Below are 14,386 nucleotides of genomic sequence, written 5' to 3'. Positions count from 1 at the left end.
CAGTCCATCAGGTGTGCTCGTGCGTGCGACACGCCGGTCCGGACGCGCCGAGCCCCGGGTGACCCGCGCTGCGGGTCACCCGGGGCTGCGTGCTGCGCTGTCCGGCTCGGGTCAGCCCTTGGAGAGGGCGCCGTAGCGGAACTTGAACGACGCGTCGAGGGTGTCCTCGGCGCCGGAGACGTCGGTGCCGGTGACGGCGACCTGCGCGCCCTGCAGGTACGGGAGCGTGGACAGGTCCTCGGCGACCTGGGTCTGGATCTCCTCGATCAGCGCCTGCCGCTCGGCCGGGTCGGCGGTGGTGGCCTGCTGCAGGATCAGGTCGTTCACCTCCTGGTCCGAGTAGTGGTTGGCAAGGAAGTTCTCCGTGAGGAAGAACGGCGTGAGGTAGTTGTCCGCGTCCGAGTAGTCGGGGAACCAGCCCAGCTGGTAGGCCGGGTAGACGTCGGCGACGCGGTCCTTGGAGTACTGCACCCACTCGGTGGTCTGCAGGTTCACCGTGAACAGCCCGGACTCCTCCAGCTGGTTCTTGATCAACGCGTACTCGTCACCCGAGGACGGGCCGTAGTGGTCGTTGGAGTACTGCAGGTTCAGCTCGACCGGGGTCTGGACACCGGCCGCCTGCAGCCGCTGCGCGGCCGCGTCGGCGTCGGCGCCACCGGAACCGTCGCCGTACTGCTCCATGAGCGGCTCGATCGCACCGGTCAGGCCCTCGGGGACGTGGGAGTACAGCGGGGTGTAGGTGCCCTTGTAGACCTGGTCGGCCAGCTCCTCGCGGTCGATCAGGTCCGCGACGGCCTGCCGGACGGCGACGGCCTTGGCCGGATCGGCCTCAGGCGTCGTCGCACCGTAGGGCTGGGTGTCGAAGTTGAACGTGATGTAGCGGATCTCGCCGCCGGGACCGTCGAGGACCTCGACCTGGTCGTTGCCGCGCAGGTCCTCGATGTCGGTCGCGGACAGGCTCCGCCACGCGACGTCGATGTTGCCCTCCTGCACGTCCAGCTTCAGGTTCGAGGCGTCGGTGTAATACGCGACGTTGATCGTGTCGGTCTCCGGGGCGCCGAGCAGGCCCTGGTAGCCGTCGAAGGCCTCGTAGGAGACCAGGTTGTTCTGGTCGTAGTTGGTGATCGCGTAGGGGCCGGCGAAGGCGTTGCCGTCGACGATCTCCTCGTCCGGGGTCAGCGCGTCGGCGGCGAAGACGTCCTCGTCGACGATCGGGCCGGCCGGGCTGGAGAGGATCTGCGGGAAGACCTGGTCGTCGGGCGACGCCAGGTTGAACACCACGGTGGTGTCGTCCGGGGCGTCGACGCTCTCGAGGTTGTACAGCAGCGACGCCGGGCCGTTCTCGTCGTTGATCGCGACCATGCGGTCGAAGCTGAACTTCACGTCCGAGGCGGTCAGCTCGTTGCCGTTGGCGAAGGTCAGGCCGTCCTTCAGCGTTACCGTGTACTCGGTGGGCGAGGTGAACTCGGCCGACTCGGCGATGTCCGGCTCGACGTCCGGGCTGCCCATCGGGGTGTTCATGAGGAACGGGTAGACCTGGTTCATCACGGCGAAGGAGCCGTTGTCGTACGAACCGGCCGGGTCGATCGTGGTGATCTTGTCGGTGGTGCCGATGGTCAGTGCCCCACCACCGGAGCCACCGCCCTCGCCGTCACCGTCACCGCCGCCGCACGCCGACAGCACCAGGGCCGTCGTCGCGATGCCCGCCGTCGCGACCAGCGTGCGCCGGCCGCTCCTGGACAGGGAGTTCATCCGCTACCTCGTTCTCATGGGAGGCGAGCCGCGGGCGCAGGGAGGCGCGCCACCGCGGCCGCCTGTGGTCATCGGAACTGCATGACTAACACATCGATCTCACTGGGCGAGAACTCGGGACCAGGCTGTGATCGTGTTGTGACCCCGCCGCCCGGTGTGCCTCCCCGGCTCCCGGACCGCCGTCAGAAGTCCCCGCCGCCGCCGAAGTCGCCGCCGCCGAAACCGCCACCACCGCCGAAGTCCCCACCGCCCCCGAAGCCGCCACCGCCGCCGAAGTCCCCGCCCCCGCCGCCGTACCCGCCCCCGTAGCCGCCGCCGAGCCCGCCCAGCAGCACGCTGCCCAGCAGCCCGCCGGCCACGCCACCGGCGAAGCCGCCGCCGAAGCCGCCCCCGCCGTAGCCGCGCCGGTAGCCGCCGCCGTAGCCGGGGCCGCCGTAGCCACCTGCCTGGTAGGTCTGCACGTCCTGCTGGGCCGCCGCCAGCGCCTGCTGGGCCAGCCCGTCGGCCCGCTGGGCCGAGCGCAGCGCGGCGACCGGGTCGGAGCTGCCGAGCCGGGCGGCGTCGTCCAGCAGCCGCTCCGCCTCGGCCAGCCGGGTGCGGGCGGAGCTGCCGACCGCTCCCCGGCGGGTGGCGATGAAGTCACCGGCCACCGCCACCGAGGTGTCCGCCGCGCGGTAGGCCTGCTGCAGGTGCGCCGCCGCCCGCTCCTGCTGCTGGCGCACGTCGCGCGCCGGCTCCAGCGCGGCCTCCAGCGCGAGATCGGCCTCGTCGAGCTGGCGGACGACGGCCAGCGGGTCGGGCAGCGCACCGTCCCGGGGCTGCAGTCGGCCGGCCGACCCGGCCAGGGCGCTCTCCGCCCGGGCCAGCTGCTCGCGCAGGCCCGGGGTGTCGACGCCGCGGGCCAGCAGCGCCTGGGCCTCGGCGATGTCCTTCTCCGTCTCGGCGCGCACCTCGTCGAAGCGCCCCTGCGCCGCAGCCAGGTCACCGGCGACCCGGCCCACCGCCTCCAGCAGCGTGCGGCTCTGCGCCAGCGCGTCCTCGGCCGCGCGGATCGCCGGCACCGCGCCGGCCGGCCGGCCCTCGGCCAGCTCGGTGCGGCCGTGCGCGACGGCCTGCTCGGCCAGCTCGATCCGGGAGCGCGCCTCGGTCACGTTGTCCTCGACCGGGGCCCAGGCCGTGCGCGCGTAGCGCTGCTCCAGGTCCTGCAGCGAGCGTTCCGCCGCCGGCACCTGGCCGCGGGCCGCCTCGATCGCCGGGGCGAGGGCGGCCAGCGCCTCCGGCGCGGACTCCTGCAGGTGCCGTAGCCGGCCGTAGGCCTCGGCCTGGTCGGCCAGCCGGGCGTCGGCCGCCCCGGTCAGCTGGAGCAGGTCGGTCAGCATCTGACGCTGGGTCGGCTCGTCCTCGGGGTACTCGTCGTCCAGCTCCTGGCGGATGGTGAACGCCCGGGACAGCTCGCCCTTGGACTGGTCCAGCGCCTCCTGGAAGCCGGCGACCGGCTGCTCGCCGTACTGCGAACGGGCGTAGGCCAGGTCGAGCTCGGAGGTCTTGACCGCCTCGTCCAGGGCCAGCAGCTGCTCGCTGGCCCGGTACATCAGCTGCTCGGTGGACGTGCCGTGGTGCGGGTCGCGCGCGGCGGCCTCGGCCTCGGCGCGCTCCCGGGCGGCCTGCGCCTGGGCCGCGGCCCGCTTCTTGCGGCTCCGGCTGCGCATCAGGGCGTAGCCACCACCGCCGACGACGGCGATCCCGAGCAGCACGGCGAGCGCTCCCCCACCGCCGCCGTCGCCGCCGGTGGCCGTTCCGGCGGACGTCCCGGTCCCGGCGCCGTCGTCCTGCAGCGCCTGGGCCATCGCCGTGGCTGCACCCGCCCAGTCCCCCTGCCGGAGCTCCGGCCGGACGTCGGTGTCGATCAGCTGCTCCAGCTCGGCCTCGTTCGCGACCCCGGTCGCCGGCCCTGACTGGTAGCCGACCTGCCCCTCCGTGGTGGCCGTGGGCGGGGCAACGGCCAGCAGCACGGCGTCGTCGGGCAACCCCGCGTCGAAGGCCTGGTCGACCCAGACGTCCGGGTCGATCCCGTCGAAGGAGTCCACGTAGACGACGTAGAGCTGGGTGCCCTCCTGGGCCTCGAGCTCCTGCAGCGCCGACTCGACCTCGCTCTCCTCGCCGCTGTCGAGCACGTCGGCCTGGTCGGTCAGCTGCTCGGACGGGAGGAACGGGTCGACGGCCGACGCCGGCCCGGCACCGAGCAGCACGATCCCCGAGCCCAGGGTGCCGACGGCGGCGGAACGCAGGAGGTGACGCATGCCCCCATCGTCGCCGATCGAGCTGTGCGCTGCGCCGCCGGCGCCCCCCGAAGCCGGGACCGGGGTCGAGGTCATCCCAGTCGAGGACCGCCGCGTAGAAGGTGCGGCGGCGACGTCGGGGGGCTCCAGGTCGACCCAGCACGGGGTGCCGGCGGGCCGGGCGGTGTCGCGAGTGGGCACGTCTCCTCCTCGGGAAGGACTGCACTCGGTCCGACGGCCGAGGCGACGACCGTCGCGCCGGGCCCCCGCGCACCGATCTCCGCGCTCACGTCTCCCGTGTCGCTGCCGTGGGTAGGTGCCCGGGCACCCACCGAGACCAGGAGGCCCCGTGTCCGACCGCATCCGTGCCAGCGACCTCCCACCGGGCACCGTCCGCCCCGCCGGACCGTGGGCGGTGGTCAACACCGGCGACCGGCTGTCCGCCGTCTCCCGGCGCTGCCGCCACCAGCTCGCCGACCTGGCCGAGGGAACCGTCGATGCCGACGGCTGCCTGGTCTGCCCGTGGCACCAGGCCCGCTACGACACCTCGACCGGGGAGATGGTGTCCGGGCCGCGTGGGTTCCTCGGCTGGCACGGACCCACCCCCGGCTACACCACGCTGGTGCGCTGGTTCGGCCAGGTCGCCCAGTTGCGGGTGCGCCGGGCGGTCCGGCGGGGTCAGGACGTCGTCGTCGACCCCTGACCCCGACCTGCGCATCAGAAGGCGGGGATGACGGCGCCCTCGTAGGTGTCCTCGATGAAGGTGCGCACCTCGTCGGAGTGCAGCAGCTCCTCCAGCTGGCCGATGCGCTCGTCGTCCTCGGTGCCGGCGCGCACGACGACCAGGTTGGCGTTCGGGTTGTCCTCGGCCTCCTCCAGCGCGAGGGCGTCCTCGGCCGGCGACAGGTCGGCGTCGATCGCGTAGTTGCCGTTGATCACCGCGGCGTCGACGTCGGCCAGCGACCGCGGCAGCTGGGCGGCCTCGATCTCCGTGATCTGCAGGTCCTTCGGGTTGTCCTCGATGTCCAGCGAGGTCGGCGCCGCGTCACCGGTGTCGGCCAGCGTGATCAGGTCGTTGGCGGCCAGCAGCCGCAGCGCCCGCCCGGCGTTGGTCGGGTCGTTCGGGATCGCCACCGTGGCGCCGTCCGGCAGGTCGGCGAGGTCGGTGAGCGAGTCGGAGTAGATGCCCAGCGGCTCGATGTGCACCGGCTCCAGCGCGGTGAAGTCGTAGCCGGCGTTGGCCTCCTGCTCCTCCAGGTACGGAATGGTCTGGAAGTAGTTGGCGTCGATCGAGCCGTCGTCCAGGGCCACGTTGGGCTGCACGTAGTCGGTGAACTCGACGATCTCCAGGTCCAGACCGGCGTCGTCGGCCAGCTCCTCGTCGACGAACCGCAGGATCTCCGCGTGCGGCACCGGGGAGGCGCCCACCCGCAGGGGCTCGTCCTCGGCCGACAGCTCGGCGCTGCCCCCGCCGCAGGCGCTCAGCACCAGGGCGGTCGCGACGGCGGCAGCAGCGGCCAGGGGGTTCTTCGCACGCATGATCAGGTGTCTCCTCGGAACAGGTGGAACGGGACGGTCAGTGGGTGGCGAGGCGGCGGGCCCAGCGGTCGCCGGCCCACTGCAGGAGCTGCACCACCACGAGCAGCAGGACGACGGTGGCCAGCGTGATGTCGGTGCGGAACTGCTGGTAGCCGTAGCGGATGGCGAAGTCGCCCAGCCCGCCGCCGCCGATCGCGCCGGCCATGGCCGAGTAGCTGATCAGCGCCACGACGGTGACGGTGACGCCGGCGACCAGCGAGGGCAGCGCCTCGGGCAGCAGCACGCTGCGGACGACGTCCCGGCGGCGGGCGCCCATGGCGAGGGTGGCCTCGACCTTGCCGTGCGCGACCTCGCGCAGGCTGGTCTCCACCAGCCGGGCCAGGAACGGGACGGCGCCGATGGTCAGCGGCACGATCGTCGCGGTCGAGCCGATCGTGGTGCCGACGATGCCGCGGGTCACCGGGGCAACCAGGACGAGCAGGATGATGAACGGCAGCGAGCGACCCAGGTTGACCACCAGGCCGAGCAGCCGGTTCAGCAGCGGGTGCGGGGCGAGCGCGCCGGGGGCGGTGACGGTGAGCAGCACCCCCAGCGGGACGCCGAGCAGCACGGTCAGCGCGGTGGCGACACCGACCATGTAGAGGGTCTCGCCGGTGGCGTCCAGCAGCTGCGGGGCGATCCGCGACCAGTCGTTCACCGCTGCACGTCCGGGGCGTCGGCGAGGCGCTGCACGTCGGGCTCCTGTTCGGCAGGTGGTTCGTCGTCGGCGGCGGGCGCCGGGCGCGGGTCACCGGCGGTGGTGCGCTGGACGAGCGCGCCGGCCGCGCGGAGCCGGGCCAGCGCAGGGTCCAGCCGGCCGTCGTCGCCCTCGACCCGCAGCAGCAGTCGGCCGAAGCGGCGGCCGGCGACGGTCTCCACCGAGCCGGCGGCGACCTCGACCGACAGCCCGAGCTCGGCGGTCAGGGTCTGCAGCACCAGGCCCTGCGGGCTGGCGTCGGTGACGGTGAGCTGCACCAGCGCGCCGTTCCCGGTGTCCGCCGCGGCCGGTGCCGGTACCAGCTGGGCGGCCAGCGCCGAGTCCGGGCGGGCGAGCACCTCGGTCAGCGGGCCACCGTCGACCACCCGGCCGGCGCTCATCAGCACGGCGCTGTCGCAGACCGCCCGCACCACCGACATCTCGTGGGTGATCAGCAGCACGGTCAGGCCCAGCTCGGCGCGCACCTGACGCAGCAGGTCCAGCACGCCGGCGGTGCTGGCCGGGTCCAGGGCCGAGGTGGCCTCGTCGCAGAGCAGCACCGACGGGCGGGCGGCCAGCGCGCGGGCGATGGCGACGCGCTGCTTCTGCCCGCCGGAGAGCTGCCCCGGCCGGGCGGCGTGCCGGTCGGCCAGGCCCACCAGGTCCAGCAGGTCGGCGACCCGGCGGCGGCGCTCGGTGCGGCCGACCCCGGCCAGCTCCAGCGGGTGCTCGACGTTGCCGGCCGCGGTCCGCGAGTCGAGCAGGTTGAAGTGCTGGAAGATCATCCCGATGCTGCGGCGGGCCTCGCGGACCCCGGCCTCGTCGAGGTCGGTGAGCACCCGGCCGTCGACGGTGACCGTGCCGGAGGTCGGCCGCTCCAGCAGGTTCACCAGCCGGGCCAGCGTGCTCTTGCCCGAGCCGCTCGGGCCGACCACGCCGGCGAACTCACCGCGGGCCACCGACAGGCTGACGCCGTCCACGGCGGTCACCTCGCCGGCGCCGCGGCGGGCGGGGAAGACCTTGCGGACGTCGGACAGCTCGATCATGGGCGTGGCTCGATCATGGGCGTGGTCCTCGGGCAGGATGCGGGCGGTCGGGCGCTGCTCCCCGGACGGCGGTGCCACGTGTGTGGCGACCCGGCGCGGGAGCTCCTCGACAGGAGGGACGGGGCGGCGCCGCGTCAGAGCGTGCTGGCGACGCGCATCAGGTCGATGGCGCGACGACGCGTCAACGAACCCGGCTCGACCACCCGTCCAGAGTGCCGTGCCCCCGGGTCAGCTGCCACTTCCGGACCGCCACTGTGATGGAACGCTCAACCACGGACACCGGCGAGATCTGCGATCTCGGGCTCTCCAGGGCGTCATCGGCCCGAGATCGCAGATCTCGCGGGCGGTCACCGCAGCTGCGGGCGGAGATGGCCACATCTGCCCGGTGACGTGCTGGCATCGCCCCCTTGCACCGGCCCCGTGCAGGGGCCCGCGCCGAGCCCGGTGACGTGCCGGACGGCCCCGCTGCAGGGCCCCGCTGCGAGCTGGCGGGTGGTGGGGGCAGCGGGGCCGTTCTTCAGGCGTCGATGCGGCGGCGGCCCTCGAAGGCGCGGCCGAGGGTGACCTCGTCGGCGTACTCGAGGTCGCCGCCCACCGGCAGGCCGCTGGCCAGGCGGGAGACCGCCAGACCCAGCGGGCCGACCAGCCGGGCCAGGTAGGCGGCGGTCGCCTCGCCCTCCAGGTTCGGATCGGTGGCGATGATCAGCTCGGTGACCTGGCCGTCCATCAGCCGGGTCATCAGCTCCTTGACCCGCAGGTCGTCGGGGCCGATGCCCTCGATCGGGCTGATCGCGCCACCGAGCACGTGGTAGCGGCCCTTGAACTCGCGGGTGCGCTCGATCGCCACGACGTCCTTGGGCTCCTCGACGACGCAGATGACGTCGAGGGTGCGCCGCGGGTCACGGCAGATCCGGCACTGCTCACCCTCGGCGACGTTGTAGCAGGTGACGCAGAAGCGGACCTCGGCCTGCACCCGCTGCAGGGCGGCCACCAGCCGCCCCACGTCGGCCGACTCGGCGGCCAGCAGGTGGAAGGCGATGCGCTGCGCGCTCTTGGGACCGACGCCGGGCAGTCGCCCGAGCTCGTCGATGAGGTCCTGGACAGCGCCCTCGTACACGGTTCTCCTTACGAGTGGGGCGGCGGAGCGCCGCCCCGGTGGGTCAGAAGCCGGGCAGACCCATGCCGCCGCCACCGAGGCCACCGGCGAGCGGGCCCATGGTGGAGGAGGCGAGCTCGTTGACGGCCCGCTGGGCGTCCCGGACGGCGGCCAGGACGAGGTCCTGCAGGGTCTCGACGTCGTCGGGGTCGACGGCGGCCGGCGCGATGGTGACGGCGGTGACGTCGCCGCTGCCGGTCATCGTGACGGTGACCAGCTCGCCGCCGGCGGAGCCGGTGACCTCGGCGTTGGCCAGCTCCTCCTGCGCAGCGGCGAGTTGCTGCTGCATCTTCTGGGCCTGCTTCATCAGCTGCTGCATGTCGGGCTGGCGTCCGGGTCCGGGCATGCTCCCGAGAGTAGGTGCTGGCACCGACAGACCGCCGCACCGGCGGCCCCGGCCCGGCGGGCGGGCAGGATGACGCCATGCCGCACGCCGGCCCCGCCGTCGGGGCGCCCGCCCCGGCGCTCCGCTCCCCCGGGCCGCAGCTGGCGCTGATCGCGCTGACCCAGGTGCTGGCGCTGGCGGTCTGGTTCTCCGCCTCCGCCGTCCTGCCGGTGCTGCGCCGGGACTGGGAGCTGGGCACGGCGGGTGCGGTGGGCCTCACCGTCGCCGTCCAGCTGGGCTTCGTGGTGGGTGCGCTGGTCTCGGCGACGACCGGGCTGGCCGACCGGGTGCGGCCGGAGCGGCTGTTCGCCACCGGCGCCGGAGCCGCGGCCGGGTGCACCCTCGCGGTCGCCGTCCTCGCCGACGGGCCCGGGGTCGCCGTCCCGCTGCGCTTCGCCACCGGAGCCGGGCTGGCGCTGGTCTACCCGATCGGCATGAAGCTGATGGCCTCCTGGTTCGGCGCCCGCGGCCGGGGCCTGGCCCTGGGCGTGCTCGTCGGGGCGCTGACCCTGGGGTCGCTGCTGCCGCAGCTGCTGGTCGGGGTGCTCGGCGACTCCTGGCGCACCGTGCTGGCCGCCGCCGCCGGCTGCGGCGCCGCGGCCGGGCTGCTCGCCCTCGCCCTCCTGCGCACCGGCCCGCACCTGTCCGTCGGCGCGCGACCACGGGCCGCGCAGGCCCTCGACGGCTTCCGGTCGGCCCGGCCGCGGCTGGTGAACCTGGCCTACCTCGGCCACATGTGGGAGCTCTACGCGCTGTGGGCCTGGGCCTCGGCCTGGCTCACCGCCTCCCGAGCGGTGCACGACCCGGCACTGGACGCCGCCGGCATCGCCCTGCTGGCACTGGTCGCGTTCGGGATCTGCGGCGCCGCCGGCTGCGTGCTGGGCGGCTGGGCCGCCGGGCGGGTGGGCCGGGCACCGGTCGCCACCGTCGCGGTGGCCACCAGCGGCGTCTGCTGCCTGCTGTCGCCGTGGGCCTGGTCGTGGCCGACCGGGCTGCTCGCCGTCTTCGTCTGCGTGTGGGGAGCCGCCGTCATCGCCGACTCGGCGATGTTCTCCACGCTGCTCAGCGAGGTCTCCGACCGCCGCTGGGTGGGCACCGCGCTCACCGTGCAGACCGCCACCGGTTTCCTGCTGACAACGGTGACGATCAGCGCGCTGCCCTACCTCGCCGAGGCGGTGACCTGGCGCTGGACGCTGGTGCTGCTCGCCGCCGGCCCGGTGCTCTCGGTCGCCGCCCTGACCCGGTTCCGGCGGCTGGGCGTGGCGTCCGGCTGATCCGGCACCGGCATCATGGGCGCGGCCCGACCAGGGACCACGACGGGAGGACACCGATGGACGTCGAGGAGACGCGGCTGCCCGGCATCGGCCTGCGGCACGACCTGGTGACCGCGCAGGGCCGGCGGGTCGGGGTGATCTCCCAGCGGAACGGGGCCCGGCACGTCGTCCTTTACGACGAGCGCGACCCGGACGCCACCGCGGCCACGATCGAGCTGACCCCGGAGGAGAGCGAGGTCGTCGCCGAACTGCTGGGCGCCCCGCGGATCACCGAACGGCTGTCCCGGCTGCGCGAGCAGGTCGAGGGGCTGGCCACCGAGGGCCTGCCGATCGAGCCCGGCTCCCCCTATGTCGGGGCGACGCTCGGCGAGGCCGCGATCCGCACCCGCACCGGCGCCTCGGTCGTCGCGGTGGTGCGGGGCGAGGAGATGATCGCCTCCCCCAGCCCGGACTTCCGGTTCCAGGTCGAGGACCGTCTGGTCGTGGTCGGCACCTCGGACGGCGTCGCGGCGGTCGGTCGCCTGCTGAACGCACACTGATGGACGTCGGGCACACCGCGGTCCTCCTCCTGGAGCTCGGTGCCGTCGTCTTCGGGCTCGGGGTGCTCGGTTCGCTGGCCGGGCGGATCGGGCTGTCCCCCATCCCGCTGTACCTGCTGGCCGGGCTGGCGTTCGGCAACGGCGGGCTGCTGCCGCTGGAGGCCCCGGAGGGCTTCTTCGCCACCGGTGCCGAGGTGGGCGTCGTCCTGCTGCTGCTGGTGCTCGGGCTGGAGTACACCGCCGGCGACCTGGTGGAGAACCTGCGCCGGCAGGCCCCGGTCGGGGTGGTCGACCTGCTGCTCAACGGCCTGCCCGGCGCCGCGCTGGCGCTGCTGCTGGGCTGGGGGCCGACGGCGGCGCTGGCCCTGTTCGGCGTCACCGCGATCAGCTCGTCCGGGATCATCTCCAAGCTGCTCACCGACCTGGGCCGGCTCGGCAACCGGGAGACCCCCGCGGTGCTCGGCGTCCTGGTCATCGAGGACCTGGCGATGGCCGCCTACCTCCCGGTGCTCACCGGCATCGTGGCGGCCACCAGCACCGGCGACGCGGTGCTGTCGGTGGCGGTGGCACTGGCCACCCTCGCGGCGGTGCTGGTCGTCGCCGTCCGGCACGGCAGCACGGTCACCCGCTTCGTCGGGGCGCGGTCGAACGAGATCCTGCTGCTACGGGTGCTCGGGCTGGCGCTGCTGGTCGCCGGGGCCGCCGAGGCGGTGCACGTCTCGGCCGCGGTCGGGGCCTTCCTGCTCGGCATCGCGCTCTCCGGGGAGGTCGCCGAGCGGATCGGGGACCTGCTCTCCCCGCTGCGCGACCTGTTCGCCGCGGTCTTCTTCGTCTTCTTCGGCCTCTCCACCGACCCGACCGAGCTCTCCGGGGCGCTGCTGCCGGCCGCGGCGCTGGCAGCCGTGGGGATCGGCACCAAGCTGCTCACCGGCTGGATCGCCGGGCGCCGGGCCGGGGTCGGCCCGCCCGGCCGGGTGCGCGCCGGGGCGGCGCTGATCGCCCGCGGCGAGTTCTCGATCATCATCGCCGGGCTGGTGCTGGGCAGCGTGCCGGCCGCCTTCGGCCCGACGGTCGCGGCCTACGTGCTGATCCTGGCGGTCATCGGGCCGCTCGCGCCCCGGCTGGCCGACCCGTGGGCCCGCCGGCTCGCCGCCCGGCCGGCCCGGCGCACGCCGGCCTGACCCGACGCACTGATCTGGTGCGCCGGCCTGACCCGGCCGGCGCGGTCAGCTGTCGATCGGGCGAGCGCCGAGCTGGGTGCGGAGCAGCTGCAGCGCGGCGGCCTCCGGGTCGAGCGCCGGGGGCGCCTCGGCGCCGTCGGCGGGGACGTCGGCGGCGCGCTCGGCCATCAGCTCGTCGGCCTCGGCGCTCTCCGCCGCCTGCGCCGCCGCCCGGGCGGCCTCGGGCGTGACGGCGGGGCCGGCCGGGGCCTGCCCCGGCGTGTCCACCGTGACCTGCACCTTCCAGCGGACGCCGAGCAGCTCCTGCAGGGCCTGACGCAGCACGTCCTTGTTCAGGTCGTCGCCGAGCCGGCGGGCCAGCGCCGGTGAGGTGGTGGTGAGGGTCAGCGTGCCGGCGGCCAGCTCGTGCACCTGGGCGCTGTGCAGCAGCGCCTCGGTGGTGCGCTTGTGCCGCTTCACGACGCCGAGCAGCTCGGGCCAGATCCGCCGGACGTCGGCGGTGGTCAGGTCGCCGTCGCCACCGGCGGGCTCCGCCGGGGTGGCCGAGACCAGCGGCGTGGGCTCTCCGCCGCGGGGGGCGGGGGCGGACTCCGCGGCGGCCCGCAGCCCCGGTGCCGACTCCTCGGCCGACCGCGGCGCCGGCGCCGCGGTGCGGGCCGGTGCGGCCGGCCGGGAGGACTGGGGCCAGTCCTCGTCGTCGGTCGGCTCCGGGGGCAGCGGGACGTCGGGCTCGGTGGCGGCCGCCTGCGGCCGGGGACGCGCGTCCCCGGCCGGCTCCGACCCGGAGGGACCCTGCTCACCCGGCGACGAGGCACCCGCGGCGGGGGCACCTCCGGACGGGGCGTCTCCCGCCGGCGCGTCCGCGGACAGGGTGGGTGCCGGGGCGGGGGCTGCGGCCATCGCGCCGGGACGGGCGGTCACCGGCCAGCCGTCCTCCCCCTCGGGCGCGGCCGCGGGCCGGGCCGGAGGCGTGCCGGGCCGGGCGGTCGCCGGCCAGCCGTCGTCTCCACCGGAGGACGCGGTGCCGGGACCGGCCGGTGCGGCCGGTGCGGCGGGCGACTGCGCGGCACGCGCCTGGGACGGGCGCACGTAGGCCGGCCGGTCACCACCCGCCGGAGCGGCCGGCCGCGCTGCGGGGGCAGCCGGGGCAGGGGCAGCGGACGCAGGGGCAGCGGACGCAGGGGCAGCCGGCGCGGGAGCAGCGGCGGCGGGCTCGGGTGCCCGGACGGGCGCCGGGCGGGCCGTCTCGCGCACCGGGGCGGGCGCCGCGGCGGCGGCCTCCGGGCGGCCGGCGTGCTCACCGGCGATCGACATCCGCCGCTCGAGCCGCTCCAGGCGCTGCAGGGTGCCCGCGGCCGAGCCGTCGACGCCGGGCAGCAGCATCCGGGCGCAGACCAGCTCCAGCAGCAGCCGGGGCGCCGTCGTGCCGCGCATCTCGGTCAGGCCCTCGTGCACCGTGTCGGCCAGCCGGGACAGCGTGGCCGCCCCCAGCGCCTGGGCCTGCCGGGTCATCAGGTCCAGCCGGTCGGGCGGGCAGTCCAGCAGGCCGTTGGCGCCGGCCTCGGGGACGGCGTCCAGCACGATCAGGTCACGCAGCCGGTCGAGCAGGTCGGTGGCGAACCGGCGCGGGTCGTGCCCGGCCTCCACCACCCGGTCGACGGCCTGGAAGACGCCGGGGGCGTCGGAGGCGGCGAGTGCGTCGACCGCCTCGTCCAGCAGCGCCTCGTCGGTGACGCCGAGCAGGCCGACCGCCGAGCGGTAGGTGACGCCCTCGGGGCCGGCGCCGGCCAGCAGCTGGTCGAGGATGGACAGCGAGTCGCGCACCGAGCCGCCGCCGGCCCGCACGACCAGCGGGAAGACGGTGGGCTCGACGGTGACGCCCTCGGCGGCGCAGGTCTTCTCCAGCAGCCCGCGCAGGGTGCTCGGCGGCACCAGCCGGAACGGGTAGTGGTGGGTGCGCGAGCGGATGGTCGGGAGGACCTTCTCCGGCTCGGTGGTGGCGAAGACGAAGACCAGGAACTCCGGCGGCTCCTCGACCACCTTGAGCAGGGCGTTGAAGCCCTGCGTGGTGACCATGTGCGCCTCGTCGACGATGTAGACCTTGTAGCGGCTGTGCACCGGCGCGAAGAACGCCTTCTCGCGCAGGTCACGGGCGTCGTCGACACCACCGTGGCTGGCCGCGTCGATCTCCATCACGTCGATCGAGCCCGGGCCGTCCGGCGCCAGCGCGATGCACGAGCCGCAGACCCCGCACGGCGTGGAAGTCGGCCCCTGCTCGCAGTTGAGCGAGCGGGCGAGGATCCGCGCTGACGACGTCTTGCCGCAGCCGCGCGGCCCGCTGAACAGGTAGGCGTGGTTGATCCGGCCGCCGTCCACGGCGTTCATCAACGGGGTGGTGACGTGCTCCTGCCCGACCACCTCGGCGAAGGTCGCCGGACGGTACTTGCGGTAGAGCGCCAGAGCCACGCCGCGAGGTTACGTGGCCGCACCGACGGTCCG

At 75.0% G+C, this 14,386-nt stretch carries 12 protein-coding genes; 4 read left to right on the top strand and 8 right to left on the bottom strand.

Annotated elements, in window-relative coordinates; genetic code table 11:
• Positions 1-111: 111 nt before the first annotated feature.
• Together Q1A09_RS11970 and Q1A09_RS11965 are read right to left on the bottom strand one after the other, a co-directional pair.
• Positions 112-1,752 (bottom strand): ABC transporter substrate-binding protein, encoded by a 1,641-nt coding sequence (locus Q1A09_RS11970; protein ID WP_299955164.1) that lies wholly within the window; start codon positions 1,750-1,752, stop codon positions 112-114.
• 182 nt (positions 1,753-1,934) lie between these two features.
• Positions 1,935-4,052, bottom strand: a complete 2,118-nt coding sequence (locus Q1A09_RS11965) for a TPM domain-containing protein (protein ID WP_299955161.1) — start codon at positions 4,050-4,052, stop codon at positions 1,935-1,937.
• Between the two features lie 328 nt (positions 4,053-4,380).
• Here Q1A09_RS11965 and Q1A09_RS11960 point away from each other — a divergent pair, with 328 nt between their 5' ends.
• Positions 4,381-4,734, top strand: a complete 354-nt coding sequence (locus Q1A09_RS11960) for a Rieske (2Fe-2S) protein (RefSeq protein WP_299955158.1) — start codon at positions 4,381-4,383, stop codon at positions 4,732-4,734.
• Positions 4,735-4,748: 14 nt separating this feature from the next.
• Here Q1A09_RS11960 and Q1A09_RS11955 read toward each other — a convergent pair whose 3' ends face one another.
• From Q1A09_RS11955 to Q1A09_RS11935, 5 genes are all read right to left on the bottom strand, one after another.
• On the bottom strand, positions 4,749-5,570 hold the full coding sequence (locus tag Q1A09_RS11955) for a MetQ/NlpA family ABC transporter substrate-binding protein (protein ID WP_299955155.1): 822 nt from the start codon (positions 5,568-5,570) through the stop codon (positions 4,749-4,751).
• 37 nt (positions 5,571-5,607) lie between these two features.
• Positions 5,608-6,267 carry a methionine ABC transporter permease gene (locus tag Q1A09_RS11950; RefSeq protein ID WP_299955152.1) on the bottom strand — a complete coding sequence of 220 codons (660 nt, stop codon included), beginning with the start codon at positions 6,265-6,267 and terminating at the stop codon, positions 5,608-5,610.
• The gene (locus Q1A09_RS11945; protein WP_299955149.1) at positions 6,264-7,352 is read right to left on the bottom strand and encodes a methionine ABC transporter ATP-binding protein; all 1,089 of its coding nucleotides are present in this window, start codon (positions 7,350-7,352) and stop codon (positions 6,264-6,266) included. Before Q1A09_RS11945 ends, Q1A09_RS11950 begins: the two co-directional genes overlap by 4 nt.
• Before the next feature lie 517 nt (positions 7,353-7,869).
• On the bottom strand, positions 7,870-8,469 hold the full coding sequence (gene recR, locus Q1A09_RS11940) for a recombination mediator RecR (protein ID WP_299955146.1): 600 nt from the start codon (positions 8,467-8,469) through the stop codon (positions 7,870-7,872).
• 43 nt (positions 8,470-8,512) lie between these two features.
• Positions 8,513-8,854: a YbaB/EbfC family nucleoid-associated protein gene (locus Q1A09_RS11935; RefSeq protein ID WP_299955143.1), complete on the bottom strand. Its 342-nt coding sequence runs from the start codon at positions 8,852-8,854 to the stop codon at positions 8,513-8,515.
• A 77-nt stretch (positions 8,855-8,931) separates the two neighbouring features.
• On the opposite strand from Q1A09_RS11935, the gene Q1A09_RS11930 reads away from it, so the two are divergent.
• The 3 genes from Q1A09_RS11930 to Q1A09_RS11920 are packed head-to-tail and all read left to right on the top strand — an operon-like array spanning position 8,932 to position 11,887.
• Positions 8,932-10,167 (top strand): MFS transporter, encoded by a 1,236-nt coding sequence (locus Q1A09_RS11930; protein WP_299955140.1) that lies wholly within the window; start codon positions 8,932-8,934, stop codon positions 10,165-10,167.
• 56 nt (positions 10,168-10,223) lie between these two features.
• Positions 10,224-10,706, top strand: coding sequence for a cation:proton antiporter regulatory subunit (locus tag Q1A09_RS11925; protein WP_299955137.1), 483 nt, complete (start codon positions 10,224-10,226; stop codon positions 10,704-10,706).
• Entirely contained in the window at positions 10,706-11,887 is a 1,182-nt protein-coding gene (locus Q1A09_RS11920) for a cation:proton antiporter (RefSeq protein WP_299955135.1), read from the top strand. Before Q1A09_RS11925 ends, Q1A09_RS11920 begins: the two co-directional genes overlap by 1 nt.
• A 45-nt stretch (positions 11,888-11,932) precedes the next feature.
• Here Q1A09_RS11920 and Q1A09_RS11915 read toward each other — a convergent pair whose 3' ends face one another.
• Complete coding sequence (locus Q1A09_RS11915) at positions 11,933-14,353, bottom strand: DNA polymerase III subunit gamma and tau (RefSeq protein ID WP_299955132.1); 2,421 nt, start codon at positions 14,351-14,353, stop codon at positions 11,933-11,935.
• Between the last annotated feature and the right edge of the window lie 33 nt (positions 14,354-14,386).

This window comes from uncultured Modestobacter sp. (genome assembly GCF_947486615.1).
GTDB lineage: Bacteria > Actinomycetota > Actinomycetes > Mycobacteriales > Geodermatophilaceae > Modestobacter.
The sequence above is the reverse complement of the archived record's forward strand: the minus strand, read 5'-3'. Positions and strand labels throughout refer to the sequence as shown.

Bases quoted from the DNA above. Each gene is read 5' to 3' on its own strand.
- Q1A09_RS11970 (WP_299955164.1), bottom strand. From the start codon at position 1,752: ATGAACTCCCTGTCCAGGAGCGGCCGGCGCACGCTGGTCGCGACGGCG.
- Q1A09_RS11965 (WP_299955161.1), bottom strand. From the start codon at position 4,052: ATGCGTCACCTCCTGCGTTCCGCCGCCGTCGGCACCCTGGGCTCGGGG.
- Q1A09_RS11955 (WP_299955155.1), bottom strand. From the start codon at position 5,570: ATGCGTGCGAAGAACCCCCTGGCCGCTGCTGCCGCCGTCGCGACCGCC.
- Q1A09_RS11945 (WP_299955149.1), bottom strand. From the start codon at position 7,352: ATGATCGAGCTGTCCGACGTCCGCAAGGTCTTCCCCGCCCGCCGCGGC.
- Q1A09_RS11935 (WP_299955143.1), bottom strand. From the start codon at position 8,854: ATGCCCGGACCCGGACGCCAGCCCGACATGCAGCAGCTGATGAAGCAG.
- Q1A09_RS11930 (WP_299955140.1), top strand. From the start codon at position 8,932: ATGCCGCACGCCGGCCCCGCCGTCGGGGCGCCCGCCCCGGCGCTCCGC.
- Q1A09_RS11925 (WP_299955137.1), top strand. From the start codon at position 10,224: ATGGACGTCGAGGAGACGCGGCTGCCCGGCATCGGCCTGCGGCACGAC.
- Q1A09_RS11920 (WP_299955135.1), top strand. From the start codon at position 10,706: ATGGACGTCGGGCACACCGCGGTCCTCCTCCTGGAGCTCGGTGCCGTC.